The organism is Pedobacter nyackensis (assembly GCF_900176505.1).
Taxonomy (GTDB): domain Bacteria; phylum Bacteroidota; class Bacteroidia; order Sphingobacteriales; family Sphingobacteriaceae; genus Pedobacter; species Pedobacter nyackensis.
In genome coordinates, this window is record NZ_FWYB01000002.1 from 201,747 (window position 1) to 228,212 (window position 26,466).

24 protein-coding genes are annotated in these 26,466 nt (G+C 39.6%); 10 read left to right on the plus strand and 14 right to left on the minus strand.

From position 1 onward, the window contains the following. Positions 1-6 precede the first annotated feature (6 nt). A complete protein-coding gene (locus tag B9A18_RS05145) occupies positions 7-969 on the plus strand; it encodes an AAA family ATPase (RefSeq protein ID WP_084287752.1) in 963 nt (320 codons plus the stop codon). A gap of 15 nt (positions 970-984) precedes the next feature. On the opposite strand, the gene B9A18_RS05150 is transcribed toward B9A18_RS05145, so the two are convergent. The 7 genes from B9A18_RS05150 to mutL form a co-directional block, all read right to left on the minus strand. Further along, positions 985-1,863 (minus strand): glycerophosphodiester phosphodiesterase family protein, encoded by an 879-nt coding sequence (locus tag B9A18_RS05150; RefSeq protein ID WP_084287755.1) that lies wholly within the window; start codon positions 1,861-1,863, stop codon positions 985-987. A gap of 127 nt (positions 1,864-1,990) precedes the next feature. Beyond that, entirely contained in the window at positions 1,991-2,851 is an 861-nt protein-coding gene (locus B9A18_RS05155) for a DUF4440 domain-containing protein (protein ID WP_084287758.1), read from the minus strand. 43 nt (positions 2,852-2,894) lie between these two features. Then, positions 2,895-4,355, minus strand: coding sequence for a cysteine--tRNA ligase (gene cysS / locus B9A18_RS05160; protein ID WP_084287761.1), 1,461 nt, complete (start codon positions 4,353-4,355; stop codon positions 2,895-2,897). An 18-nt stretch (positions 4,356-4,373) separates the two neighbouring features. Beyond that, on the minus strand, positions 4,374-5,486 hold the full coding sequence (locus B9A18_RS05165; RefSeq protein WP_084287764.1) for an endonuclease/exonuclease/phosphatase family protein: 1,113 nt from the start codon (positions 5,484-5,486) through the stop codon (positions 4,374-4,376). Then, complete coding sequence (locus tag B9A18_RS05170) at positions 5,486-6,349, minus strand: rhomboid family intramembrane serine protease (RefSeq protein ID WP_084287767.1); 864 nt, start codon at positions 6,347-6,349, stop codon at positions 5,486-5,488. The genes B9A18_RS05165 and B9A18_RS05170 overlap by 1 nt, the downstream gene beginning before the upstream one ends. Next, positions 6,342-7,082: a rhomboid family intramembrane serine protease gene (locus B9A18_RS05175; protein WP_084287769.1), complete on the minus strand. Its 741-nt coding sequence runs from the start codon at positions 7,080-7,082 to the stop codon at positions 6,342-6,344. Before B9A18_RS05175 ends, B9A18_RS05170 begins: the two co-directional genes overlap by 8 nt. 3 nt (positions 7,083-7,085) lie before the next feature. Next, positions 7,086-8,957 (minus strand): DNA mismatch repair endonuclease MutL, encoded by a 1,872-nt coding sequence (gene mutL, locus B9A18_RS05180; RefSeq protein WP_084287771.1) that lies wholly within the window; start codon positions 8,955-8,957, stop codon positions 7,086-7,088. Between the two features lie 138 nt (positions 8,958-9,095). Between mutL and B9A18_RS05185 the strand changes: the two genes are divergently transcribed. After that, a complete protein-coding gene (locus B9A18_RS05185; protein WP_235005235.1) occupies positions 9,096-10,910 on the plus strand; it encodes a serine hydrolase domain-containing protein in 1,815 nt (604 codons plus the stop codon). Between the two features lie 11 nt (positions 10,911-10,921). Here the strand turns inward: B9A18_RS05185 and B9A18_RS05190 are convergent, their stop codons facing one another. Then, positions 10,922-11,605, minus strand: a complete 684-nt coding sequence (locus tag B9A18_RS05190; RefSeq protein WP_235005236.1) for a S24 family peptidase — start codon at positions 11,603-11,605, stop codon at positions 10,922-10,924. Positions 11,606-11,724: 119 nt separating this feature from the next. On the opposite strand from B9A18_RS05190, the gene B9A18_RS05195 reads away from it, so the two are divergent. Together B9A18_RS05195 and B9A18_RS05200 are read left to right on the plus strand one after the other, a co-directional pair. After that, entirely contained in the window at positions 11,725-12,867 is a 1,143-nt protein-coding gene (locus B9A18_RS05195; protein ID WP_144009406.1) for a hypothetical protein, read from the plus strand. A gap of 36 nt (positions 12,868-12,903) precedes the next feature. Further along, positions 12,904-13,809 (plus strand): HEPN domain-containing protein, encoded by a 906-nt coding sequence (locus B9A18_RS05200; protein WP_084287783.1) that lies wholly within the window; start codon positions 12,904-12,906, stop codon positions 13,807-13,809. A 148-nt stretch (positions 13,810-13,957) separates the two neighbouring features. On the opposite strand, the gene B9A18_RS05205 is transcribed toward B9A18_RS05200, so the two are convergent. Further along, complete coding sequence (locus B9A18_RS05205; RefSeq protein ID WP_084287786.1) at positions 13,958-14,920, minus strand: isopenicillin N synthase family dioxygenase; 963 nt, start codon at positions 14,918-14,920, stop codon at positions 13,958-13,960. A 251-nt stretch (positions 14,921-15,171) separates the two neighbouring features. Between B9A18_RS05205 and msrA the strand changes: the two genes are divergently transcribed. From msrA to B9A18_RS05220, 3 genes are read left to right on the plus strand one after another with little or no spacing between them, the layout of a single operon-like run. Then, the gene (gene msrA / locus B9A18_RS05210; RefSeq protein ID WP_084287788.1) at positions 15,172-15,771 is read left to right on the plus strand and encodes a peptide-methionine (S)-S-oxide reductase MsrA; all 600 of its coding nucleotides are present in this window, start codon (positions 15,172-15,174) and stop codon (positions 15,769-15,771) included. Positions 15,772-15,802: 31 nt separating this feature from the next. Beyond that, the gene (locus B9A18_RS05215) at positions 15,803-16,276 is read left to right on the plus strand and encodes a copper resistance protein NlpE (protein ID WP_084287791.1); all 474 of its coding nucleotides are present in this window, start codon (positions 15,803-15,805) and stop codon (positions 16,274-16,276) included. A 5-nt stretch (positions 16,277-16,281) separates the two neighbouring features. Next, complete coding sequence (locus B9A18_RS05220) at positions 16,282-16,551, plus strand: 4a-hydroxytetrahydrobiopterin dehydratase (protein WP_235005237.1); 270 nt, start codon at positions 16,282-16,284, stop codon at positions 16,549-16,551. 71 nt (positions 16,552-16,622) lie between these two features. Here the strand turns inward: B9A18_RS05220 and B9A18_RS05225 are convergent, their stop codons facing one another. Further along, complete coding sequence (locus tag B9A18_RS05225) at positions 16,623-17,903, minus strand: SGNH/GDSL hydrolase family protein (protein WP_084287796.1); 1,281 nt, start codon at positions 17,901-17,903, stop codon at positions 16,623-16,625. Between the two features lie 95 nt (positions 17,904-17,998). After that, entirely contained in the window at positions 17,999-19,204 is a 1,206-nt protein-coding gene (locus B9A18_RS05230; RefSeq protein WP_084287799.1) for an OmpP1/FadL family transporter, read from the minus strand. 263 nt (positions 19,205-19,467) lie between these two features. On the opposite strand from B9A18_RS05230, the gene B9A18_RS05235 reads away from it, so the two are divergent. Together B9A18_RS05235 and B9A18_RS05240 are read left to right on the plus strand one after the other, a co-directional pair. Beyond that, positions 19,468-20,100, plus strand: coding sequence for an NAD(P)H-dependent oxidoreductase (locus B9A18_RS05235; RefSeq protein ID WP_084287802.1), 633 nt, complete (start codon positions 19,468-19,470; stop codon positions 20,098-20,100). 153 nt (positions 20,101-20,253) lie between these two features. Beyond that, positions 20,254-22,977, plus strand: coding sequence for a hypothetical protein (locus tag B9A18_RS05240; protein WP_084287805.1), 2,724 nt, complete (start codon positions 20,254-20,256; stop codon positions 22,975-22,977). A 51-nt stretch (positions 22,978-23,028) separates the two neighbouring features. Here B9A18_RS05240 and B9A18_RS05245 read toward each other — a convergent pair whose 3' ends face one another. Together B9A18_RS05245 and B9A18_RS05250 are read right to left on the minus strand one after the other, a co-directional pair. Then, positions 23,029-24,567, minus strand: a complete 1,539-nt coding sequence (locus B9A18_RS05245) for a PspC domain-containing protein (protein ID WP_084287807.1) — start codon at positions 24,565-24,567, stop codon at positions 23,029-23,031. Further along, entirely contained in the window at positions 24,564-24,932 is a 369-nt protein-coding gene (locus tag B9A18_RS05250; RefSeq protein ID WP_084287810.1) for a PadR family transcriptional regulator, read from the minus strand. The genes B9A18_RS05245 and B9A18_RS05250 overlap by 4 nt, the downstream gene beginning before the upstream one ends. Before the next feature lie 204 nt (positions 24,933-25,136). On the opposite strand from B9A18_RS05250, the gene B9A18_RS25300 reads away from it, so the two are divergent. Continuing rightward, entirely contained in the window at positions 25,137-25,295 is a 159-nt protein-coding gene (locus B9A18_RS25300) for a hypothetical protein (protein ID WP_200816313.1), read from the plus strand. Between the two features lie 4 nt (positions 25,296-25,299). Here the strand turns inward: B9A18_RS25300 and B9A18_RS05255 are convergent, their stop codons facing one another. Continuing rightward, positions 25,300-26,442, minus strand: a complete 1,143-nt coding sequence (locus B9A18_RS05255) for a putative sensor domain DACNV-containing protein (RefSeq protein ID WP_084287813.1) — start codon at positions 26,440-26,442, stop codon at positions 25,300-25,302. Positions 26,443-26,466 lie beyond the last annotated feature (24 nt).

Sequence of the window (26,466 nt, forward strand, 5' to 3'; positions counted from 1 at the left end):
GCGCTTATGCAGTTTGACAATGACATTAAAGCCGTAGATGCTTTGCATCAATCCTATAAAAGCATCAAAGCCGAAATAGGAAAGGTTGTTATCGGGCAGGACGAGATTATCAAGTCGGTTTTGATATCTATTTTTAGTAATGGACATTGTTTATTGGTAGGTGTACCTGGTTTGGCCAAAACATTACTGGTTCAAACTGTAGCGAGTGTACTGGATCTGAATTTCAACAGGATCCAGTTTACTCCTGATTTGATGCCGAGTGACATCATTGGAGCTGAAATTCTGGGTGAAGACCGGAACTTCAAATTCATTCAGGGGCCTATATTTTCTAACATCATTCTTGCTGATGAGATCAACAGAACGCCACCAAAAACACAGGCGGCTCTATTGGAGGCTATGCAGGAGAAAGCTGTTACAGCGGCAGGATTAAGGCATGTACTGCCCAATCCTTTCTTTGTACTGGCTACTCAAAACCCGATTGAACAGGAAGGTACTTACCCCCTGCCGGAAGCTCAGCTTGACAGGTTTATGTTCAATGTACATTTAGGTTACCCTTCGTTTGAGGAGGAGTTGACTATTGTAAAGAACACCACAAGCAATAATGAGGTTACCCTGAACAAAATTATCAATGCCAGTCAGATTCAATATTTCCAAAAATTGGTAAGAAATATCCCTGTAACGGATAATGTAGTTGAATATGCAGTAAAACTAGTTAGTAAAACGCGCCCACATACGGCATTGTCAACTGAAGAGGTAAACAAATACATCAACTGGGGTGCAGGGCCAAGGGCATCACAATTCCTGATCATAGGCGCTAAATGTCATGCAGCTATCACCGGAAAATATGCACCTGATATTGAAGATGTCCAGGCGGTAGCAGAAGCTATTCTACGCCATAGGATTGTGCGTAATTACCGCGCAGAAGCAGAAGGGCTATCTATAGAAAGCATCATTCGTAACCTTTATTAAAGGTTACGAAATTTATTATTCCTGCATCACCTTGGTATACTGATTCGGGTAATCTGTGATCAGACCATCAACCCCCAGATTAATCAAATACTTCATGTCTTTAGCGGTATTTACCGTCCAGGGGGTAATTTTAACTCCTGCAGCATGGCACTTGTCTACCAGCCCTTTTCCCACCAATACATAATAAGGACTATAATAAGTTGGCGTAAAGCCTAATGCCTGAATACTCTCTTCAAAGTCCTGCTTCTCATCTATCATTAACGATGTTTTAATAGCTGGGAAGTATTCGTGCAGATACTGCAATGGACGCATGTCCAGGGACTGTATAATGACCCTTTTATTCAACTTCTTTTCCTTTACGATTTCCATGATCTTTTCAATGAACACCGTTGCATCCGGTTGAAATACGCCATCGCCCTTTCTGATCAGCGAGGTCTCAATGTTATAAACCGGCCTTTCAAGTTTATTTTCCTTTACATAGGCTTCCACAGCATCTATCGTCTCAGCCAACAGGGGCTTGTGGGCCTCCATCTTCATCTGACCAGGAAAACGGCTGTGCACCTTCATGCCGACATCAAACTTCCTGATTTCCTCATAGTTCATTTCGAACATATTGTACTTCTTCTCATCTTTAAAAGTGATGGGTTTACCATCCGGGCCAGTGCTGATCTCATTATTAAAGTAAGGTTCATGCGAAAGCACAACTTCGCCGTCGCCAGAGATGACAACACCCATATTCAGCACATTAACACCCAACTCCAAAGCCTTGATCATTCCTGGAATGGTATTTTCGGGCATAATGCCCCTGGCACCTTGATGCCCTATCAGCATAAACTTCTGTGCATGTGCCTGAAAGGCGAATGCCAGAAAAGTAATTATTAGTATTTTCTTCATTTATTTAAATAACGGCTTAAAATAAGGATTATTGACCGGAAAGAAAAAAGGAGCCTGATCATGATGAATGATCAGGCTCCTTTTTATTAATGATTACGGGTTAATAACCGTATTATTTGACGATTTATTAGCGGTCTGCAGGTGTAAAAGCCTGAACAATGATGTTCCAGTTATGATCTGGCTGACGCTCATAAATAAAGATGTAATTAAAGCTTTCTCTCAGATCTGCCTTATAGTCAATTGTAGCAATTCCATAAGAATAAGCTAAGTCGCCACCATCTGCTTTATTTACCTTAGTTGTCTTCAATGAGATTTTACTAATCATGCCATGAAAGAAAGGTACTATTTTATCCTTACCAATAATCGGCTCATATCCTGGGAATAAAAGTCTTGCATCCGGGTTCAAGAAGCCTGAAAATGCTGCTGTACCATAAGATTTTAATGTTGTATTTAGCGTTTTTTCGGTAGTTGCCACGATATCAGCGCCTGCAGCTCTTACTTTATCATTTAAAAATTTAGGCTTGTAACTGTCCTTAGGCTCAATAAATTCAGGAGTTACTTGATTTAATGGCTTATTGGTTGTCGTACCCAGATCCATGGCCAACTGCCATTTACCATCAACTACTTTCCATATCGATAAAAATTGTCCATAAGAAGGTTGATCTCCTTTTACACTATATGGGCCAGTAGTAAAACCCCAATCTCCACTTCTTGAAACCTTTGCATAAACGGGAGTCCAGCTCACCTCTTTACTATCCGGTTGTCCAGCGTAGAAAGTCCTTGCATTTACCGGATTTGGCCTGAACACCAGGCCATCTGCGGCTGCAAAACTAGCATAGGCTGCTTTTGAACCACTTTTTGCAAAACGTTCTGCAAATTCACTTTCTGCTTTCACTAATGATTTAGTGCTTCCATCTGATTTTTGTGCATAAGCGCCAAATGTCATTGAAGCGGCAATAATTGTATATAGAAACTTATTCTTCATCATATTTAAATAGTTTGCGTAACGCAATATAGGAAATTAAACAATGTTATGCTTTAATCCAGGTAGTACCGTCTTTACTATCCTTTAACTGTATGCCCATGCTTTGCAGGCCTATACGTATTTTATCAGAAGTAGCATAATCCTTATTCTCTTTGGCCGCTTTACGGATATCAATAACCATATCCATCACCGAATGAAGTTCTGTATTTGAAGCGTCCTCATCCATTAATCCGAAAATATTGAAGACGAAATCATCTATCAGTTTTTTCATTTTTTCTAATTCCGGAGCAGATATTTTACCTTTTCCATCGTGGATAGTGTTAATGATGCGTGTAGCTTCAAACAATTCCGCAATTACCACAGGGCTATTGAAATCATCATTCATTGCTTTAACACAGTTGCTAATCAAAGGCTCAATTTCGAAATCACTCTCTGCTGATGGGACTAACTTCCCTAGCAGATTAATGGCATTCATTAACCGTTTGAAACCTTTTTCAGAAGCATCTAATGCTTCGTTAGAAAAATCAAGCGTACTGCGGTAATGTGCCTGAAGCATAAAGAACTTAACCGTCATCGGACTATATCCACGGTCGAGCAAAGGGTGATTCCCTGTAAAAAGCTCTCCTGGCAGGAATCCATTACCTGCTGATTTAGACATACGCGTACCATTTACTGTAAGCATATTGGTATGCATCCAATATTTTGCAGGTTGTTTATGGTTGCAGGCTTCAGATTGCGCAATCTCATTGGTATGATGTGTAGCGGCAAGGTCCATTCCACCACCATGAATATCAAATTCATCTCCAAGATATTTAGCACTCATCGCCGAACATTCAATATGCCAGCCCGGGAAACCTACTCCCCATGGAGAAGGCCAGCGCATAATCGTTTCAGGTTTGGCTTTGATCCAAAGCGCAAAATCAAGTCTGCCACGCTTTTCATCCTGGCCACCCAATTCACGGGTATTGGCCAGCATATCTTCCAGATTTCTATTGGTTAATATGGTATAATTATAATGGCTGCTATATTTTTCAACATCAAAATATACGGTTCCATTCGCCTCATAAGCATATCCATTAGCCATGATCTCTTTAATCATTTCGATCTGCTCAGTAATATGTCCGGTAGCGGTAGGCTCTATGCTAGGTGGCAATGTGTTGAACATTCTCAATACATCATGGAAGCCCAGTGTGTACTTCTGTACAATCTCCATAGGTTCCAATTGCTCCAGCTTCGCCCTCTTTGCAAATTTATCATCCCCTTCATCGCGATCTCCTTCCAGGTGTCCGGCATCGGTAATATTACGGACGTAACGCACCTTATACCCGCTATATTTTAAATACCTGAATATTAAATCGAATGAAATAAAAGTACGGCAATTACCCAAGTGAACATCACTGTATACGGTAGGACCGCAAACGTACATACCTACATGCGGCGCATTTATTGGTTCAAAAAGTTCCTTTCTTCTTGCTAGTGTATTGTATAGATGTATGGCATTTTCCATTATGCAAATGTAAATATTTTAGGGATTTAATCTCAAATCAGTACGAACAGGAAAGTGATCTGACAATTCAGCTTCGACGATGTGATAATTCATCACCTCTATATCTTTAGTGGTAGCGATATAGTCGATCTGGAAATTGGGGAACTTACCGTTATAAGTCTTCCCAAAGCCCTTTCCTTGTTCTTTAAATGTATTCTTAAGTGATTTTGTTAATTGCGTTACGGCGTATGATGCCGGGGTATCGTTAAAATCTCCCGCTATCAGAAAAGGGGTTTCACAAGTTTTCATATGTGCTTTCATGATATCCACCTGCTCACTACGCTTCAAAAAAGCATTTCTTAGCAGTACGAGTATCCGTTTTGATGGATAGAGTGCAGGATCCATCTTTTGCTTAACGTGATCAATGTAACTGTAATCCTGCTTATCAAAAGATATAGATTGTAAATGGACATTATACACCCTAAGCTTCTGACCTTTAATCATCACATCAATGTATATACTCGCATTCCCGCCATAGTTCTCTCCAAAAACAATTGTTCCTTTACCTTTTATAGGATACTTGGAGAAAATGGCCAGGCCTGTAGCTTCGTAACTATTCTCTGAAGATGGCACGAAATAATAATAAGGCCTGTTCAAGATTTTTTTCAGACTGTCGGTTATATCAAAGGCCCCTTTACGGCGCGTAAAGTATTCCTGAAAACAAATAATATCGGGGTTTTCAGAAGCAATCAGGCTGAGCATTTGTTCTTTCACCGCGGGGATATTATCCTGTCCGTAAGGCTTAAAACTATGCACGTTATAAGTCATCATGCGGATTAAATCCTTTCCGACCTTAGGCCCCTTTCCTGACGTTCCTGTAAGCCCAAAGGTTGCAGTTAACGCATTCCAGCCAAACAAAATAAGAAACGAAGTAGCCAGCGCAAACAACCATCTTTTACGAATGCACCACCAAATAATCATGAATATGTTTAGCAACAGAATAAATGGGTATGCCAGGCCAAAAAAAGCGATGAGTTGAAAACCTCTCGGATCAAACTTCCCCGCCAAAAAGCCCAACACCAAACCAATAGCCAAAGCAATAGCAACAAGGCGAACTAGTTTATCTATAAATGTAGGCTTAGCTTTTTTCATTAATTTTTACTGGCCTTAAACAAGGTCTCCTTTTCTTGTTTACTAAGTTTATCGTATCCCGTTTTAGAGATTTTATCTAATATTCTATCGATCTCCTCTTGATTAACTGCATCTGTTTCTTTTTTAGCAGCCTGTTTAGCCGATTCATTTTTAACGACCCTTAATTTAGGCTTACGCTTAAACAGATTGCTCCAATCTATCCCGCTTTTTAACACCTTGATATAGGCAAAGCCCAATACAGCGCCACCTAAATGGGCAAAGCTTGCACCTGCATCGGCAGAACCAATTCCAATCAAATCTAAAACGACATAAGCGATAGCAAGATACTTCAGTTTCACATCGCCAAAAAACAGCAATCTCATGCTATAATCAGGTACTAAGGTAGCGGTACCAACAATGATTGCCATCACTGATGCTGAAGCACCTATAACTGTTGCCCCTGGTAAAGCAGCTTGAAACACCGGAAAAATATTATAGGCCAGCAAGAAAACCAAAGCACCAGCAATGCCACCGGAAAGGTATAAAAAGTGAAACTGACGAGGTTTTAAAAAATCAAGGAAAATATTACCCACCCAGAACAACCACAGCATATTGAATAAAACATGCATGAGTCCGCCATGGAAAAACTGATACGTAATGATGGTATAAAACCTGAACGGCAGTTTTTCAACAGAGGCGGGGAAACCCGCATATTCCCTGATCAGGCTATCAAATGCAATTCCCCCCTTTCCAGACAAAAAGAAAGGAACATTGAGGAGGGTTATAACAACATAAATAAGGACATTGACTCCTACATAAAAGAATACAGGATTGCCCGATTGAAATACTTTATACTTTAAATCTTTTAAAACGTTGTTATTCATAATACGTATAAAATCTATCGTTGTTTCTATCTCCCCAAAGCTTCACTAATATAAATCCAACCAGTCCACCACCAAGGTGTGCATAATGCGCAATGGAGTCGCCCGGCATTTGTGCCACTCCCAAAGAAAGTTCCATAAGCATATACACCGGAATCAGGAATTTTGCTTTGATTGGAACAGGAATAAACATGACGTACATTTCTGTATTAGGGTACAACATACCAAAAGCCACCAGCAAGCCGAAGATTGCCCCAGAAGCACCTACCATAGGAATGCGATAGATATTAATCAGGGCATTTATAGAAGACTCTGAAAGTCCGGGAACACCAATCCGCGCCATATTAGTGTTCAGATCAATCAGAATAGGGTTATTAAAGGCTGAACCGGTGATGGCATATACTTCATAAGCCTGTACACCCATTTGCAAGGCAACAGCACCGAGACCTGTAATCAGGTAAAAATTAATAAATCTTTTTGCCCCCCATCTGGTTTCTAATACCCCTCCAAACATGAACAAGGCGAACATGTTAAAGAAAATATGCATCAAATCTCCATGCATAAACATATAGGTGATGAGTTGCCAGATTCTAAAAAACTGAGAATCAAAATAAAAAGCCCCCAACAAGAAACCTAAATCTATGTTAGCGTTTGCAAGCACGTATTTTGCAACAAAAAACAGCACATTAATGATTAGCAGGTTTTTTACTACAGGAGGTATATGGATATTATTCATTATCTATTTATCAAATTTCTTATCTAATTCAGCCAAACCAATCGTTTGGATAACCGGTTTTCCGCTAATACTAAAGTTAGGTGTTTTACAGGCAAAAAGTTGCTCAATCAATGTGTTCATTTCTTCCTGTCCCAAAACAGTGCCATTTTTTATGGCACTATTCCTAGCCATACTTCTGGCCAAAGCATCTCTTTTATCCAGTTTCAATTCCTGTTGAGAGTTTTTAAAACCCTCTATCAAATGCTCAAACAACTGTGTTTCGTTAATGTTACCTCCGCCCAGATCAACAGGAATTCCTTCTATTACCAGTGTATTTTTACCGAATTCTCTAACCTCGAAGCCTAAACTCTTTATATCTTCCAGTAAACTCTTTGCAAGCTCATAATCATTCGGGCTTAAAGTGACTGTTTGTGGAAATAAACTCTGTTGTGAGGCCCCTTTTCTATCCTCCAGGTGTACAGTGAAACGTTCATATAATATCCTTTCGTGCGCTGCCTGCTGATCAATTAGCATCAGACCTGATTTAATTTGCGAAATGATATAACGATTATGCAATTGCATTAGCTGCTTTTGCACCGGACTAAACTGATGTTCGCTCTCATGGGCAGGTAAATCAAGCGTAGATTGCTCTGCCGGAGTATGGTTGGCAATCTCATATAGCGAGCCCCAGTTTTTAGTACTTGGCGACATGCTTCCTGCTCCTCCCCCATAACTTTTTGGGAAACTTGCATAGGCAGACTCCCTGGTAGTAGCTGGTTTATCGCCGGCAAAAGGATTAAAATCAGGATTAAAGCTGATACTTGGCGGCACAATTTCCTCAGGGGACTTGTGCGTGATCATTCCACTAAAACCGGTTTCCTGGTCAAAATCTATAGTCGGGCTAATGTTAAACCTACCTAATGATCTTTTTACTGCAGAATGTAATATGGCATAAATAGACTTTTCATCTAAATATTTAATTTCCGTTTTTGTTGGATGGACATTGACATCAATATTTGCCGGATCGATATCTATGAACAACACATATAGCGGAAAATGATCATCTGCCAGCAAGTCCTCATAGGCTTTACTAACGGCATGATTCAGGTAAGGATCCTTAATAAAACGATTATTTACAAAGAAAAACTGCTCACCCCTGGTCTTTTTTGCGAACTCAGGTTTACCAATATACCCCTTTAAGTTGATGATACTGGTTTCCTCTTCCACAGGAATCAGTCGTTGGTTATAATTGTTTCCAAATAAGTGAACAATACGTTGCTTTAATACCGATGATGGGAGGTGATAAATCTCTACCCCATCATGATGAAGTGTAAAAGCAATTGCAGGATGCGCAAGCGATACACGCTGAAACTCATCAATGATATGACGCATCTCGGCAGGATTACTCTTCAAAAAATTACGCCTTGCCGGGGTATTGTAAAAAAGGTTTTTAATGCTGATGCTGGTACCTGCTGAAGTGGCAACAGGCTCTTGCTTTAAAAACACAGAGCCCTCTATTTCAATAACGGTGCCTAATTCTTCATCATGCTTACGGGTTTTCATCTCAACCTGAGCGATAGCCGCAATAGAAGCCATTGCTTCTCCCCTGAAACCCATGGTCCGGATAGCAAACAAATCTTCAGCCTTACGCACTTTAGAAGTAGCGTGACGTTCAAAACACATCCTGGCATCAGTAACGCTCATGCCAGAACCATTATCTATCACTTGTATCAATCCCTTTCCAGCATCCTTAACGATCAACTGTATTTTATTCGCCCCCGCATCTATCGCGTTCTCCAGTAGCTCCTTTACGGCCGATGCTGGTCGCTGAACCACCTCGCCTGCGGCAATTTGATTGGCTACACTATCGGGTAAAAGCTGTATAATATCTGACATGTATGTATCTTCGGTAAAGTCGCTAATTTAGGCAAAATAAGCCTCATCCTTTGTTCCATTCCAGAAAATTTTATCGATGAGAAGTCAAAAAATCAAATACACTAATTTTGACTCTATCCTTTTGTTATCTTTATGCTTATGAATAAATTGATCATCAGCCTGCTTACCTTGTGTTCATTAAACGCATGCTCACAAGAACATAACAAAAACGAGCAATTGCTTGCAGTATCAAACAACATCATCAACAATACCATACTGCTAAATAATCAGAAAACTATTGTTCCTTTATTGAACCTGGAGGAAAGAACCATCGCCAGTGTTTCATTAAACTTTACTTACCATACGATATTCGATAGTCTGCTAAACAAGTACACAAGAACAACCAGTTTTTCATCAGACACCTATAAAAATGACACTACTTTAAGCAATCTGGAAGATGGCCTTAAGTTTTTCAATACGGTAATTATCAGCATTCCTTCAACAGAAGTACGAAACCCAAGGAATCTTGATTTGATTTTAAGCCTATCAAAAAGCAAGCAGGTTATTGTGGCTCTTTTTGGCGATATTAGTGCACTGCCTATACTGGACAGCCTAAGCAGTCCAATTATCTGGACAGAGCAAAACACACCAATTTCTGCGACGGTTATTCCTCAGGCAATATTTGGGGGTATCGGCCTACATAAAACACTTACAGGTAATGTATCTCCAAAATATACTGAAGGATCGGGGTTTGCGACCAACTGTACACGCTTAAAATACACAGTACCAGAAGACGTTGGCATAAATTTCAACAACCTGAAGGAGATCGACAATATCGCCAATGAAGCCATTCGGGAACGCGCCGCGCCGGGCATGGTGGTTCTGGTTGCAAAAGATGGTAAAGTCATATTCAACAAAGCCTATGGAGACCATACTTACAGTACTGAAAATCCGGAAAGAGTAACCGATATTTTTGACCTGGCTTCTTTAACCAAAACTACCGCAACCACACCTACCATTATGCGCCTGGTTGAGGAACAAAAACTAAATCTCGATACGAGTATTGGTACTTATATCCCAAAAGCAAGAACCAGTCCTGCAAATAACATCCAAGTACGTGAAGCAATGCTTCATCAGGCTGGCTTTATTCCCTATATCCCTTTTCATAACAATGTTCAAAAAGGCGATTATAGTATCGATTCTATTCCCGCATACCCCACAAAGGTCGCTGATCACTACTACGTCAAAAAAAACTACTTCGAAGATGTGATGTGGCCAAAAATGCTAAACTCACCAATAAAAACGAGGGGAACTTATGTATATAGCGACATCAGCATGTATGTAATGAAGGAAATTGCAGAACGCGTTAGCGGAATTCCACTTGATAAATATGTACAAGAGAACTTCTATAAGCCGCTCGGCATGCAAACAGCCGGATTTCTGCCAAGAGACAGATTCTCAAAGGATCAGATTGTACCCACCGAGAAAGATACTTATTTCAGAAAAACATTACTCCAGGGATATGTACATGATCAAGGTGCTGCTTTGGCCGGAGGGGTATCAGGACATGCCGGTTTATTTGCAAGTGCTAATGACGTAGCCATCATTTACCAAATGCTACTCAACAAAGGAAGCTACGGTGGTAAACAATATTTTAAGCCTCAAACTGTAGATATGTTTACAGCTAAACAATCAAACATCAGCAGAAGGGGCTTAGGTTTTGACAGATGGGATCCGGATCAAAGCAAAAAATATCCGTCAGAGACAGCTTCACCACAAACCTACGGTCATACCGGCTATACCGGCACCTGCGTTTGGGTTGACCCATCAAGAGGATTGGTATACGTATTCCTTTCCAACCGTGTTTACCCCTCTGTATCGGATAAACTCAGTACGTTGAAAGTCAGAGGAAGAATACAGGATGTGATCAACAAAGCTATAGACAACCAGATGAGAGAAGTGCTGACAAAATAAGCGTTTACGGGCTACAATTGATTTCGGGTAACCTTACCTTTTACCAGAAACATTCTTTTAATACAGCTCCGATCGACAACAGTATCTCCTTTAAAGTTAGGATTTGAAGACCGCAGTACAATTTTCTTTTCGTCAGGATGCTCGAAAAGCAATTTTACTGTGGTCATATTATTTGCAAGATCATCTGCAATAACCAGGTACGCTTCTCCCCATTGGATGACATTGAAATTCTGAATTTCTCTGACTGCGATAATTTCACCGCTAGCATATCTTGGATACATGCTATCACCATAAATAGGCAAATAAGCATCACAATCATTAAAAGGCCTGTAATTAACGTAATACTCGGGAGCATCATTAAACAAACCATACTCTCCGAAAGCAATTTCAGACATGTTTACATTGAAAAATGGAACGCCCCGTTCATAAGGAGCAGGTACGGACTCATCAACATTCGTTTCATCAAACATTTCGCCCTCTCCATCATACATCCATGCAGGATTAACATGATAATGACTAATCACATCATCCAATAATCTCTTGCCAACCGGCCGCTTAAAATGCTCAATTGCAGAACAATTACTGACATGCCGTGTAATCGGTGTATAAAAGTCTACAACTCTCATCCCCTTAGCTTCACGCACTTTCCGCAAGCGCTCTCCAAATTTATTCGACTGTAAATCAAGCTCTTTCAAAATAAGTTTACAATTAATGTCTTTTGACTGTTAAACACAGTCAAAAGACTGTACATTTGTTTCATTAGTTGCTGCAAGATACGAAACTTACAGTAAGGAACCCCAAATACAACCAGATTATGAATTACAGTATATTTTGTTGTTACCGGCATCATACGACCTCCCTTGCAAAACAGGAGATTAAAAAACCGCTAAACGTTCTTGAAGACATTTATCAAAGAAGAAGTCTGGAATCCTTTAAGAAAGATCTTTGGGAATTTTTCTGGATCATTTATAGAGATCAATTATGGAAAAAAAAAGGTGCAGCGTATTTTTACAGCATATACATGGATCTGATCAGGCTCACAGATGCCCTTTGGCTGATTAATACCTATCAGCCTGAACTCTCCTCCAGGCGCGATAATCATCAGTCTACCTCAAAACTGATGAACATCTTTAATCAGGTATTTGATGGAAGACGAAAACACAATCAAAAGATAGAAAAAAACAATCAAGAGACCAATCTTGATAAATTTTATAACTCAAACTGTATAGCTATCACTAAAATTGACATTTACAACTGTCTGCAAGTAGGATTAAATGCGTCCTATATGCGTACTGATAAATATGAATATTTAGGATTACGTGAAAGTAATGTCATCAATATCTTTTTAGATCTTGAAAAGTTAATAAAGGAAGGTCAAAACATCCTGAATAAAAGCAAAACCCAGGCAAAAAAACCGGGATACAAAAGAAAACATCTCAGGTTTGCTTCCGACGTTGACTACCCCAGCATGTTAAACAGTGAGTCGATTATCGACCCTTTAACTTACATTACGGATTTATACCAATACGATCTCATCTTTGAACAAATAGCAGATAGCATAAAAATATGGGAAAAAAGTTTTTACGAAAAAAACTTTTGGCTCAAGGCCGACAGTCCTGGCAATATTCTTTACCTCGTTGCATGTTTAAAAAGATTGATAGACAGTATATGGTTGTTGATGCAAATTGACATTATCAGGGCTAATAAAAAACTAACCAATAGCAAAAAAAAGTTGTATCCCAGCTTAAGTGAAGAGGAACTTAATTCACCACTTTTAGTTATAAAAAGCTTTTTTGAACATAAAAAACTGCACGAATGGAAACACCAACTAGACGAATGGACCAACATTAGCCTAAGTTACACTGAGACCGTTAAAACCGAAGATATCGCTAAAACATCAACTAGTCTCCAGCAGCTTTTAAAATTCATAGAAGCTACGCACCTATTAACAAACTAAAGCAATACATCATCCACCTTCTAAAACCTAAACACTATGAAAAAGAAAAAAAGGCCAAGAATAAATGCCCAAAACAATGAACCAAACACAATAACTTCAGAACTAAAAGGCCTCACAAATTTTATTACAAGGCAAATACAGACGGAAAAGATCATTTGCTTTGGCAGCACGATTAAAAGCGCAAAAAACATCATCTGCTTCGAACATAAAGAAGGTGAAACTGCAGCACAGAAGCTAAACAAGTACTACATTTTACTTATCCCATCCATAGAAGAAAAACAAGCCGATATAGTTATACAACAAAGAATGGAGCAGGAACTTAAACACCGCGCTGAAGTAACCATTATTGTTCACAGGATGTTGGAAATAAATCTAGCGCTGCAAAATGGGGATTCCTTCTTTACCACTATTTATAAAAAAGGAACCCTATTACACGATAGTGAAAATGAGCCCTTTGTTGCACCAAAAGAAGGTGCAGAGATCAGTAAGCGTATCACTAACAGGGAGAGCTCTTGGTACAAATGGTTTGAACTTTCAGAGAACTTTCTATCCGGCGCACGCTTTTATGCCAAAAAGCATAAAAACAGTCTCGCTATTTTTATGCTTCACCAAACTTTACAACATTGCTATTCAGGAATGTTAAGAGTTTTAATCGGATACCGAACCAATAGCAACAGCCTTAGTCGTTTGCTGAAACTTATTGAAAATGTTTTACCAGAATCGAAGTTTTCTTCCGCTTACGACACACCAGAAAACACACGATTAACCAAACTACTTCTAAAAGGTTTTGGGGATGCCAGGTATAACGATAAGTTTGAAGCTTCACAGGAGGAGGTCGCGACATTAATCAGTCGTATCGAGCAGATATTGCAAGATGCCAACACAACCTGCCTCAATAAAATCGAACTCATCAAACAAGGCAGCGCACCCTATACAGCTTAGGGCATATTGAAACGCCTTCGCCTATTAAACCTATTGAAAGGCCACCCTGCTGAAAGAAAAATTTGGCTTCTCAGAGAAGACATAGGAAGATTTGCCCTTCTTCAGGGCAAATAATTCCTTCTTCGAAGAGAATGCCTGATTTTTCCCTTTATTTTTTCAACCCAATCTCTCTCAAACGCTCATCCAGGTACTCTCCAGCAGTCATATCTGAATATACTTTTGGATGTTCTGCATCAATACACGATTCCAAACTTGTTAAATCCATATCGCTTCTCGGATGTAAAAAGAAAGGAACAGAAAACCTTGAAGTTTTCATCAGTTCGCGTGGTGGATTTACCACTCTATGCGTAGTAGACCGTAGCTTATTATTAGTTAAACGCTGTAACATATCACCGACATTCACAACAATATCAGTATGATGGGCTTTAATTGGTAACCATTCATTGCTTCTTGTTAACACTTCCAGACCATCAGCACTGGCACCTATCAGCAAAGTGATTAAGTTAATATCTTCATGAGCACCTGCACGAACAGCATCATCAGGCAAAGCTTCAGGATTTTCAATAGGAAAATAGTGAATCCCTCTTAATATAGAATTTCCGTTATGCACATGCTTATCGAAATAATCAATAGGCAAATTCAAATAAGTAGCTATTGCACGCAATAACTGCTTGCCATTGGCTTCCAATCGTTGATAGATCTCGCGGGTTACTTCATTAAATCCAGGAATCTCTTCCAGAAACTCATTATCCGGATACTGTGCCTTTATCGGATCACCATCAGTTACCTCCTGACCAATTTGCCAAAATTCCTTAAGATCAGCGGTTTTTGCTCCCTTAGCCGTTTCTTTACCCGGACTAGTATATCCGCGTTGTCCCGCAAGTTCAACCTTTTCGTACTTTTTCTTCTGTTCTGCAGAAAGACCAAATACGGCTTGTATATTTTCGTATAATTTATTGATCAACTCCTGACTTACGCCATGGTTGGTGATGGTCACAAAGCCAGAATCATTAAATGCTCTGCCCAATTCATCAGAGAACTTTTTACGCTGAGCTTCATTTCCGTCAATGTATGAGCCCAGATCTAGGCAGGGAATATAGGGTGTTGACATAATCGTTTATTTTATAGGTAACAACAATCTAATTTAAGAAACAATTGTTAATAAACATTAAATGCAAAGCTTAACGTCGGTTAAGCAACTACAAATAAATACACTAAGTTATCAACAGCCCGACCACTGCTGAGACAAAATTATCAGTTGATTGTAATTTAGTTCCATATCAACTGATGAAGAAAAACTAAAACCTCAATCGTTACGTAACTTTACATATAGGGTAAATTCTTAATTACCCACCTACTACCATGAAGTATTTAGCCATTATGATTATAGTTCTCTTGTCGGCCGGAAGCGCAAATGCCCAGCCTAAAAAATTACAAAAAGCAACTTTTGGAATGGGCTGTTTTTGGTGTTCAGAAGCTTTATTTCAAAGACTCAATGGAGTAACAAGTGTGCGGTCAGGGTATGAAGGCGGTGATGTCGCCAATCCTTCATACGAAGATGTTTGCAGCGGAACTACTGGTCATGCGGAGGTAATTGAAGTTACTTACGATCCGCTCAAAATCAAATATGATGAATTACTTGAAGTATTCTGGAAAAGTCACGACCCTACCACATTAAACAGGCAAGGCGCCGACATCGGTACTCAATATCGCTCAGTAATTTTTTATCATAACGACGAACAGAAACAAATTGCGGAACGCTATAAAAAAGAACTAAACGACACCAAAGCGTTTAGCAAACCCGTAGTTACCGCAATAAACAAAGCAGCAACATTTTATGTAGCAGAAAATTACCATCAAGACTATTTTAACAAAAACGGGAACCAGCCTTATTGTCGCATGGTTATTTTACCAAAGATGGAAAAACTGGAAAAAGTGTTTAAGGCCAAACTAAAGCATTAACAATTTGTTTAATATCGCAGGTACATCCCTTATGAAGAAACAAATTTTAACACTTGCATTTGCCTCCATTCTGGTTTGGGGTTGCAATTCAGAAACTAAACAAAAGTTAGCAGCGGATAGCAATGCTGTAGCTGATGGCATTGACACCTCAGCAGTAAGTAAAGTGCCGGATACTGACACGCATAATGCCAAAAACTCGCTCGATTGGGAGGGCACCTATAAAGGGCTTACCCCTTGTGCGGATTGCGAAGGTATTGAAACTGAAGTAACATTAAATAAAGGCATGACCTTTGTGATTAAAACAAAATACAAAGGCAAAAGCGACAAGGTTTTTGAAGAAACCGGAAGCTTTAAATGGGACGAAAGAGGTTCGAACATTATCCTTGATGGATTAAAAGACCGGTCTAATCAGTTTTTTGTTGGTGAAAATACATTGACCCAACTGGATATGGATGGACATAAAATTACCGGTAATCTGGCCGATCATTATGTACTGAAAAAATAATTTTAATGACTATGGAAAAGGTTTTGCAAAAACAATGGGAGGAATGCAATAAAAAGCTCTATAAAGCCATCATTTTCAAAGATTTCCAGGAGGCTTTCACCTTTATGGTGCGCGTAGCTTTTGTCGCTGAGAAAAACAATCACCATCCTAAATGGACCAATGAATGGAATAAGGTAGAAATATGGCTTTCTACCCATGATGCGGGCGATATCGTTACAGAGAAAGACTTGAAACTAGCTAAAGAAATTGACAAGTTATTGGGCATTCCTGAATAATTTTACAGCTGTAACCAACAAAAAAGCCCCTAAGTTTATCGCTTAGGGGCTTTAATATTTAAAAAAGGAGACTATGGAAATTTCACCCCTCTGTATTTTGTCACATCCACAATAGGAATACTTGAGCCGTATTTAGCATTAATTGCGGCAATAAAGGCATTGGCAGTTATGGCATAACCCAGTGGTGTTAAGTGTATCCCATCCAATGAGAAAAGGTTTCCCTGAATAAATGCGCCGCTAACCGGAATCCCATTCACATGCTTTCCCGCACCATACTCATTTAACACAGTGTATGCGTCCATTACAGCCAATCCTTTTGCATTAGCTACACTCTTGATTGTATTGTTATAGGTATTGATATAATCGTTCACGACAACAACTTCCGCTTTATCAAGTACGTATTTACTTTCTACAGGGTTTAAAGGATGTAAACCATAAGGAATCTGCCCCTTACCTATCACACCATCGGAACTTAATGGTAAAGTGAACAAGTCATCCGCTGTTGCCGGTCTTGCTGGCCCTATACCCGGTTGAATATAAATATCCTTAACAGAAGCGCCTGCAGGTGTCGCATTGACAGCAGCTAATAAAGTTTTTAAAGTAACAGTTCTGAAATAAGCTGTTACAGTTACATTAGGAATAGTTCCTACAACACCTTTAGCTCCTGTTGAAGTAAGCTTATTGATCACGGCATTGTACTCATTTGTGAACAAAGCCTTATCGGTTGGAGCCTCACCGGTTGCACCAGCAGCTGCATATCCTAAAATATCATTATTACCCAACCAATTGCTAAAAAACGTCCATGGTTTAGCCGTTGCAAAATCCAGATAAGTTGTTGGATTAGTTCCATACTCTCCTGGCAGCAAGCGCTCATAAAGCCCATTAAAATCAGCATATTTTGGGAATCTGGCATGTATTAGCTTAATACCCGGAACGCCATAGTTGTTCATCTCGCCTGTATATTTAGTATACAGGGTTACAGCCCCCACTTGTCCACGAATAGCCAAATTCATTGTTTCCTTCCCAATTGTAGGCACTCCATTGGTTAGCGCCGTTAACTTAAGATAGCCGGTTCCATTTGCTTTATCAGCAGGAAAGAAAGGTGTGGCAAAACTACCACCTCCAACAGCTTTCATCTGTGCAGCGATCATCTCCGGAAAAGAATTCTGCTGTCCTTCCAGATATAAACCACCATCCGAAAAACCTGCAGTAAGTGAATTCCCTAAAGCAATATAACGGGTAAAATCTGCAGTTCCTTTACTCGGGGTAATCGTATCAATACTGGGTTTGCAGGAAGCCAATCCAAGAACGGCTAGTGCCAGCGCACTTTTATAAAAGTATATTGATTTCATCTGTTTATTTTTTGTTTTTTCAGGTATATTATATGTGTTTAATTTTCTTCAAGCTGCCTGCGGCGATTTTAATTGCCAGATGGAGCCTTTGATGATTAGAATTTATAAGATAAAGCCACACCAGGAATGTAAGCCACAGTTTTAAATGTGCCGCTAAGGCCTGATTCAATATTGGTTTCGGTTCTGGATTTCAGATTCTCATATAAGAAAGAGAAATCAACACCCAAACGTTCTGAAGGTTTTAAACCAATACCTGCACTCAGTAGAATACGGTTAGCGTCAGGAACTTCAGGAGTAACATAGCCTTTACCAACAGGAGATAAAGCATAAGCTGCACCTGCCCTAAGTGTTAAGAACGACGTGGTCTCATTCTGAATACCCACCCTAAAAGTTGCCGCGTCATGATAATTACGTGCTGACGGCGTAGAAGTGCCATTGTTATAATAAAAAGTAAGGTCTTTATAAGCATGCCACCATACCCAGTTTACATCAAGCGCAATGGTAGTCTTTTCTGAAGGATAAAAACCAAAACCAAGGGTACTGGTAGCAGGCAATGGCAAGGTTGCATTAAATGTAGTTGGTAACAATGGCTGTACTGATGAAGGAGCATTAGAGAAGATCGCATCTCCGTTCTCAACTTTTGCTGTTACCTGAGAACGGTGAGTAACACCGACCGACACTCCAGAAATCGTTTTAATAAAGATGCCGGCATTCCAGCCAAAATCTTTTGAATCTCCTTTAAGCTGCGCAGTAGTCTGCACGCCATTACTGGTATAAGGAACAGCCCTTTTAAGATCTACCTTACCTAAAGCATACACCAAACCACCACCGATACCAATTTCATCCGTAATCTTTAAGCTCAAAGTGGGCTGGATATAAATGGCATGCAAATCAAGCGATGTTACGGTAAATTTCCCTGTCCAGTCTTCCTTCCAGTGCATTGCTCCCCCAAACGGAGTATAAACGCCAATTCCAAATCTCAATCGGTTTTCAGGAGATCCCAAAACAGCATAGGCTGCAGCAGGCGTAGGCACTTTGGTTTTATTGTATTCTGTAATTGAGGAACCGGTTTCATTGAATGCAGTTTTAAGCCAGATTCCATTCACGCCCGCCTGTACCCCATTCTTTTTAAGAAATGAAACTGCTCCAGGATTGAAAAACACAGCAGCCTCGTCGAGCGCCAAGCCTGCACCGGCTCCCCCCATTGCGGTCTGCTTGTGTCCCTGGAGGTTAACCTGGAACGACTGTGAAAATCCCAGTACAGGAACGGCTAGTAAAAAACTTAATAAAATCTTTCTCATTGATTCGTTTTTAAAGGTGATGATTTGGTTACTTTCTAATTATGTGCTTAGTATATTATAGCATCTGTATTCGTTAAATAGGATAAGCCTAGCTAATATATAACTATGCATGCATAATAAAAAAATAAATTTTCATTTAAAAGTCAAAAGCTTAAGAATTTAATACAGCGAAATAATAACATGCGTACATTTGCTAACACTGTTATTTTTGCGACTAAAAACAACAGTAAAACGAGTTAATAAATTGAATAAATTATAAGAATATGAGCTTAATTGAAGCACTTAACTGGCGTTATGCCACAAAAAAAATGAATGGTGAGAAAGTATCTCAGGACAAAGTTGACCAGATTCTTGCGGCAGCACGTCTTGCGCCAACCTCGTCTGGCTTACAGCCATTTAAAATCATTGTTGTTACCAATCCGGAATTAAAAGAAAAAATTAAAGCCGTAGCCTACGGTCAAGAGCAAATTACTGATGCATCGCATGTATTGATCTTTGCAGCCTGGGACAATTATACAGAAGAACGTATCAGATCAGTATTTAGTTACACGAACAATGAGCGTGGTGTACCAGATTCGGCAACTGAAGATTATGTTTCCAGACTAATTGGTATTTACACCAACAAAACGGCAGAAGAAAATTTCCACCATGCAGCTAAACAAGCTTATATTGGCTTTGGTGTGGCCTTAGCTGAAGCGGCGCTTTTAAAAGTTGACGCTACCCCAATGGAAGGATTCGAGCCGGAAAAACTAGATGAATTACTTGGCTTAAAACAAAAAGGCTTGCGCAGTACAACCATATTGCCGCTTGGCTACAGAGATGAAGCCGGAGATTGGTTGGCAAACCTGAAAAAGGTACGTACACCCTTAGCAGATTTTGTCATCGAAATCAAATAAAATACTTTTTAAATGCGGGAATAACATCCCGCATTTTTTTTGCCTTCTTTTTTTATCCCCTTAACTGTCAAAAAATGTTAAAGATTCGAGCATGTTAAGCTATTCAATCATAAATGAATATATTAGCAATATTAATCGTAGACAAACATTTTGATGAGATTCATAAAATTTGCCATTGCCCTAATTTTACTTTCAACCACAGTGCAGCTTTCAGTCTTTGCACAGCAGGATAGTGTCGTTCTGGATAACATTATCAATAAAACTAAAAAGGTAACTGACGAACGTCCGGTTGAAAAGGTATACCTGCATTTCGACAAACCCTATTACAGTGTTGCAGATACCATGTGGTTTAAGGCCTACTTAACCATGGAACAAAATCTGCCTTCGCTTTTGAGTAAAATCGTTTACGTTGATGTCATCAATAGCAAAGATTCTTTGGTTCAAACTATAAAACTACCTGTGGTTGCTGGAGTTGCCGCAGGAAATATACCGCTTAGCCCGGGTAATTATCAACAAGGCAATTACTACATCAGAGCATATACCTTATGGATGTTGAACTTTAGCGATGACTATTTCTTCAGTAAAACCATCCCTATTGGTGAAGCGATCGACAAGCAACTGAACACTCACTTTAGTTATAAAACGACAGAAACTGATAAAAGTCAGGTTATAGATGCTGTGATTCAGTTTAAAAATGCAGACAATGTAGTTCAGACCAATAAAATAGTCAACTGGCGGGTTTTATCAAATTATGACATCCTTACTAAAGGCAAAGGGACCACTGATCAGAATGGTTTTTTAAGGCTAAAAATAGACCCCAAAAAAGAGAAAATCAAAAATGGAGAGCTGATTGCTGATATCAGCATCACAGATAAAGACATCCTTACTTCTTCTTTTAAACTTAAGCCCAACACTTCTGCAGCTAATGACGTCCAGTTTTTTCCTGAAGGTGGTGACATCATTACAGGAATAGCTTCCAGAATAGGGTTTAAAGCGATAAATGGCAATGGTGCAGGAATTGATTTAAAAGGATCGATTGTAGACAATGAAGGTACTAAACTAAGTGATTTTAGCTCCTCTCATCTCGGCATGGGCTCTTTTTATTTAAATGCCGAACCAGGAAAAAGTTATAAAACCAACATTACTTTTAATGATGGTACAACGAAAAGCTTCGAGCTACCCAAAGCAATTCCATCCGGAATAGTTGCACAAGTAAGCAACACAGATTCGCTGATATTTAATTTAAAAATCATTGCCAACGATGTTTATTTTGAAGCGAACAAAAACAAAAACCTCTTTATCGTAGCCACCAATGGTGCCGTAATCTATTATGCCGCCAAAACGAAGCTAAACTCGCAGGTAACATCAGCAAAGATCCCTAAGGAAAAATTTCCGGCAGGGATTGTACAGATTACCTTATTCTCTGAAACTGGCGAACCTATAAGTGAAAGACTGGCCTTTAACTATCAGCCAAACTTGCTAAAACTGGCCCTAAAAACAGACCTACCAACTTATAAACCTCGCCAAAAAGTTAAGCTGGCCGTTACAGCCAAAAACGCAGCTCAATTTGCAGAAGGAAATTTCTCTATAGCTGTAACAGATGAACAAAAAGTACCTGTTGATGAAAACTCGGAAACCACCATTTTAAGTTCATTGTTATTAACCTCCGACTTAAAAGGATATGTAGAAAAGCCTAATTATTATTTCAATAAAACCAATGCTAAAAAACTGGCCGACCTGGATGTATTGATGCTTACACAAGGCTTCCGTCGTTATGCTTATAAAGACATTCTTGCGGGTAAATTTCCACCGGTTACCATGGCACCCGAACAAAGCATGGCACTTACTGGTACCTTAAGGGATCGCACAGGTATGCCGGTAAGAAAAGGCAATTTACGTTTAACCGTACCAGGCACAAGAATTGGTGTAGAAACAATAACCAGTCCGTCGGGCCTTTTTGCTTTTCAAAACCTCAATTTCCCTGATTCATCTGAAGTCGTTATCAATGCGAAGTACAATCCAAATGGTAATAACCTGATGATCATCATGGATGGGCAACCGGCACCGCAAATGGCCAAAAACCCTTACCCGGCGCAAGAGGTAAATAATATCGATAGCACCTTATCCTCTTATCTGAACAACAGTAAAAGACAGTATAGTTACCTGCGGACCCTTAAGGAAGTAAAAATCGAGGGCGCTAAAGCAAAAAGACCTAGCCACTCCGATCATCCTGCCCTCTCAGGGTTAAGTTCTATTTCGGGCACAGTAATAGAAGGAGATCGTTTTAAAGGCTGTAACATGCTGGCACTTTGTCTGCAAACTATGGCAACCGGACTAACCTTTTACGAAAACAACTTTTACGTAAGCAGAGATTACCAGCAGGGTAGCAGAGTTCCCGTACAAATTTTCCTGAATGGTATGCCAATAGATTATTTTGGGCTTTCCAGTGTACAATCTTCTGAGGTAGAAAACGTGGAAGTATTTACAAAAGATGAGTTAGGTACAGTAAACAGAATGTATAATACCAATGGTGTACTGGTTATCAATACCAAGAAAATTCCTAAGGGTACCAAAATGAGTATCGAGGAGCTTAAAAAGCTAATTCCTGATCCAAGTGTGCTTAAAATTACACCTAAGGGCTACAGCAAACAACGCGAATTCTACGCTCCTAAATACGTAAATGCGGCTGCGACTTATAATTTTAACGACTTACGAAGTACGATTTACTGGAACCCTAAAGTAATTACAACGGCGACCGGAGGATTATCTTTAGAATATTATAATGCAGATGGTAAGGGAACTTATAAAGCTGTTATTGAAGGGGTAGATAAAAACGGAAACGTTGGCCGCTTCATTTACCGCTACACCGTTAAATAAAACAGCAAGACTGTTAAAAATACCAAAGGGGCTTACAGGCCCCTTTGGTATTTAATTTTCTTTTTTCAAACGTTCGTACTTGCACTTTACGCCTGAATCTGTCATCACCCAGATGGTATATTCATCATCATCTTCCTGCTTACAATCCCAATAGTTGTAACCGCCCAAGAATTCGGCGAATTTGTTACTAATCTTAACCTCCGTTCCAACAGGAATATTCAAAACCAACTCAATCTGCTGTCCCCTCCAATTGGCCTTTTTTGGAATATGCACCGTAGGACTAAAATTCAAAGATGAATCTGCCTGTAAAAAATCATAGTGGATATTTTGAGCATTCTTTAGTGCTATTTCAAAGGTTTTACCTCTCGATTTGTAATTCGTATTCATCGAAACCTTCCCATCCATACTTTTTTCCATTCTAAAGCTGATGCTCTCCGGCATATTAAAATCATCATCAAGGTCATTCAATATCTTCTTGTCCTTATAGCCGTTTGCATCTATGCGGTAATTTAAACTATCTTCCTGGGTAAAAATTCTTGCTCTGTCTATATTTAAAGCATATACGGGATAAGACTTCAAAGGAGTTACCTTCGCAAATTCAGCACCTTCTTTAAACTCGCTTGAAATTTTTGCTACATAAAATATCCCAGTCACAACGCCCGCAAGCCAAATCACCAGCAATCCATAAGAAAGCACTCTATTAGAAGACCTTCCATTAAACGCAACACGTACCGAGAATAAGATAAGCGCCAATAGTGGAATAGCCAAAATGACAAATACCGCAAGCGTTAATGTAACCAGATACTCCTCATTAACGATGTTTATTGGAAAATAGCTGTACACATCTGAATTCCAAAAACCTAGAAAAGCTGCGAGAACAACAACCAAAGCTAAAAGGAAGATTGACCCAAAAAAGACTATTGTACCGGCTATAATCTTAAATATTACCCTTCCCGAACCTTGCAAAAATCCTCCAACTACTTGCAAAAACTCTGCAACAAAACCCCTGGATTGTACCGCAAATGGCTGCAAGTAACTATTTGCAAAACCTTTAAGGTTCGTTTCCTCCCCACGCATTTCCATTTTTTCGGCTCTGGTTTTCGCTTTAGGAACCATAAACCAGAAAATAATATAGGCTAATATTCCTGAACCGAATAGCAGGATGGTAATAAATGTAAATAGCCTAACCCATTTAACATTTACATCAAGATAATGTGCCAAACCAGCACAAACACCCGCGATCATAGCCTGATCCGTGTCCCTGTATAGTTTCTTTATGGGATCATACTCCGGACCGGGCAACTCTCCTCCTGCAGCCTCCTCAGACGTCTCAAAGTCTTTCACCGAACCCATTTGTTGGATTACCAATTCAACATCTTCAATACCAATAGCCTGTTTTTGTTGCTCCGCCAGTTTTTCGGTAAACATTTCCGCAATCCTGTTCTCAATATCTGTTACAATTTCAAAATCATCTGCATTTTTTGAAAAATGCTGTTTCACCTCATTCAAATAAACGGTGAGCATTTCATAAGCATCTTCCTCAATATGAATGATCGAGTTACCTATATTGATGTTATGTGTCTTCTTCATGATTCAGTTTGATTAGTTGGTTCCTTTGATTGCTGGTCTGTTACTTTTCTGGAAGTATCGATGGCATAAGCCAATTCTTCCCAGGTACCATCCAGCTGTTTTAAAATAGCTCTCCCGGTTTCAGTAAGGGTATAGTACTTACGTGGTGGCCCGGAAGTCGATTCGACCCAATTGTAGCTTAATAAGCCATTGTTCTTTAAACGGGTAAGCAAGGGATAGAGCGTTCCCTCAACGACAAGAAGTTTTGCCTGTTTCAATTCAGCGATAATATCGGAAGCGTAAATCTCTCCTCTCGATATTATAAGCAGCACACAGTATTCGAGTATGCCCTTCCGCATTTGTGTTTGCGTATTTTCTGCTATCATAATACAAAGTTATATGTTTTATACAGTAATATGCAATACATAGTACTATAAAAAGAACAAATAACCTATTACAAGTCTGACTATCAATACAATAATTATTTCAGATTTCTCCTTAAAAGATAAAATTGAACAATTATTTGTCCTTTATCCATTGTGGCTCACAGTTTGTTAAACAATAAATGTATCTATCCAATACCTCCACCTATGTTGTTTAAATTGAATCCAATTCTTCAGATTTTTGCCAGGCAAAAGGAAGACAAAGCAGAAAAGCCACTAACCAGAAAAGATTGGATTAATGTAGATCGCATTGTGATGATCATGCTGATCTTAGGTGTAATTATAGGCGCGATTATTTTTTCTTAATAATTTACAGGAGTAAAGTATCAATGCGGTGGGCCTGAACACGGCTTTGCTGTGGCGACCAGGTATAAATGGTGAAATGTCCATCTTGCGAAGCCACAAGTGCTGTAGCATCTCTTTGGTCGTGTACAAACTGGGCGGCCGACAAGTGCCTGGTTCCACCTACTTTGGCCGGATGCATAACAACAGCAGAACCACCAATGATAGGCTCTGAAAACGACAATTCGTCAATATTCTCTTTGCCTTTGGCCCGTCCTATTTTGGCTCCGAATGCTAACAATTCGTATGCACTACTGATGATGGTTGCTCCATCCACAGCCGTTAAACCGGCAAGATGCTCAACCTCACGCTTCAAAGCAGTTTGCCAAAAAATCTGGCTGGCTTCTTTTCTATCCTGTTGTAGTAATTTGGAAAGCCCGGTAAAGGATGGCTGTATACCATACTGAATAGGTTTTATAATCGATTGAAGCCAATTTCGCGTTTCATCGGGCACAACCAGCAATGTTCCACCCCGGCCATGTGCCCGCATAGAAACAGCCAGCTGAATCAATACGTTAACTGAATCATTCCAATAAGATGGTGCCGTAAGATCGAGCAGCGACAAGAGCATTGGTGGACAATCAGGTAAATTGGTATTATCACCATCCACCATTTTCACCTGATCTCCCTTAAGTACCGCTATATTGGTAAATTTCCCGAAACCATAAATCCGGCGATGCTTAATAACCAACAATGCCGGCTCAGAAACATCTACAACAAAGCAAAAATTAGGAATACTAACTGTAGTACCCCACACGTACAATTCACCTTCCTCCCTCCATATCCCAAGATGAATACCTGCACGCTCTACACCTGGTGCAATTTTCGTTAAAATACCTGGAGTTAAAGGCAAACGCTGCTTAAAAAGTAGCGGATTACCAGCCTGTTCGGGCGGCAAAAAAGCCAATGATATTTTTGGGGAATGTCCCTCTTCCTTACGTAAACTGGCCCAGAAAGTCGCATCAAGAATTGCCTCAACTACATCAGCGGTAGGCAATGGAGCAAGATCCTCCTCACCGCTTTCAATGGCACTAGCAAGATGCTGCGCAAAAATACCCTCCACTTTTGGGGCAATAATCTTTGCAGCCTGATACGTTATACGGTAAGTCATGCCATAAAGTTAATTGATTTACAG

Bases quoted from the DNA above. Each gene is read 5' to 3' on its own strand.
- B9A18_RS05245 (WP_084287807.1), bottom strand. From the start codon at position 24,567: ATGAAGAAGACACATAACATCAATATAGGTAACTCGATCATTCATATT.
- B9A18_RS05255 (WP_084287813.1), bottom strand. From the start codon at position 26,442: ATGACTTACCGTATAACGTATCAGGCTGCAAAGATTATTGCCCCAAAA.
- B9A18_RS05250 (WP_084287810.1), bottom strand. From the start codon at position 24,932: ATGATAGCAGAAAATACGCAAACACAAATGCGGAAGGGCATACTCGAA.
- B9A18_RS05195 (WP_144009406.1), top strand. From the start codon at position 11,725: ATGAATTACAGTATATTTTGTTGTTACCGGCATCATACGACCTCCCTT.
- mutL (WP_084287771.1), bottom strand. From the start codon at position 8,957: ATGTCAGATATTATACAGCTTTTACCCGATAGTGTAGCCAATCAAATT.
- B9A18_RS05150 (WP_084287755.1), bottom strand. From the start codon at position 1,863: ATGAAGAAAATACTAATAATTACTTTTCTGGCATTCGCCTTTCAGGCA.
- B9A18_RS05200 (WP_084287783.1), top strand. From the start codon at position 12,904: ATGAAAAAGAAAAAAAGGCCAAGAATAAATGCCCAAAACAATGAACCA.
- B9A18_RS05235 (WP_084287802.1), top strand. From the start codon at position 19,468: ATGAGCTTAATTGAAGCACTTAACTGGCGTTATGCCACAAAAAAAATG.
- cysS (WP_084287761.1), bottom strand. From the start codon at position 4,355: ATGGAAAATGCCATACATCTATACAATACACTAGCAAGAAGAAAGGAA.
- B9A18_RS05225 (WP_084287796.1), bottom strand. From the start codon at position 17,903: ATGAAATCAATATACTTTTATAAAAGTGCGCTGGCACTAGCCGTTCTT.
- B9A18_RS05240 (WP_084287805.1), top strand. From the start codon at position 20,254: ATGAGATTCATAAAATTTGCCATTGCCCTAATTTTACTTTCAACCACA.
- B9A18_RS05175 (WP_084287769.1), bottom strand. From the start codon at position 7,082: ATGAATAATATCCATATACCTCCTGTAGTAAAAAACCTGCTAATCATT.
- B9A18_RS05185 (WP_235005235.1), top strand. From the start codon at position 9,096: ATGAATAAATTGATCATCAGCCTGCTTACCTTGTGTTCATTAAACGCA.
- B9A18_RS05155 (WP_084287758.1), bottom strand. From the start codon at position 2,851: ATGATGAAGAATAAGTTTCTATATACAATTATTGCCGCTTCAATGACA.
- B9A18_RS05205 (WP_084287786.1), bottom strand. From the start codon at position 14,920: ATGTCAACACCCTATATTCCCTGCCTAGATCTGGGCTCATACATTGAC.
- B9A18_RS05165 (WP_084287764.1), bottom strand. From the start codon at position 5,486: ATGAAAAAAGCTAAGCCTACATTTATAGATAAACTAGTTCGCCTTGTT.
- B9A18_RS05145 (WP_084287752.1), top strand. From the start codon at position 7: ATGCAGTTTGACAATGACATTAAAGCCGTAGATGCTTTGCATCAATCC.
- msrA (WP_084287788.1), top strand. From the start codon at position 15,172: ATGAAGTATTTAGCCATTATGATTATAGTTCTCTTGTCGGCCGGAAGC.
- B9A18_RS05215 (WP_084287791.1), top strand. From the start codon at position 15,803: ATGAAGAAACAAATTTTAACACTTGCATTTGCCTCCATTCTGGTTTGG.
- B9A18_RS05170 (WP_084287767.1), bottom strand. From the start codon at position 6,349: ATGAATAACAACGTTTTAAAAGATTTAAAGTATAAAGTATTTCAATCG.
- B9A18_RS25300 (WP_200816313.1), top strand. From the start codon at position 25,137: ATGTTGTTTAAATTGAATCCAATTCTTCAGATTTTTGCCAGGCAAAAG.
- B9A18_RS05230 (WP_084287799.1), bottom strand. From the start codon at position 19,204: ATGAGAAAGATTTTATTAAGTTTTTTACTAGCCGTTCCTGTACTGGGA.
- B9A18_RS05220 (WP_235005237.1), top strand. From the start codon at position 16,282: ATGACTATGGAAAAGGTTTTGCAAAAACAATGGGAGGAATGCAATAAA.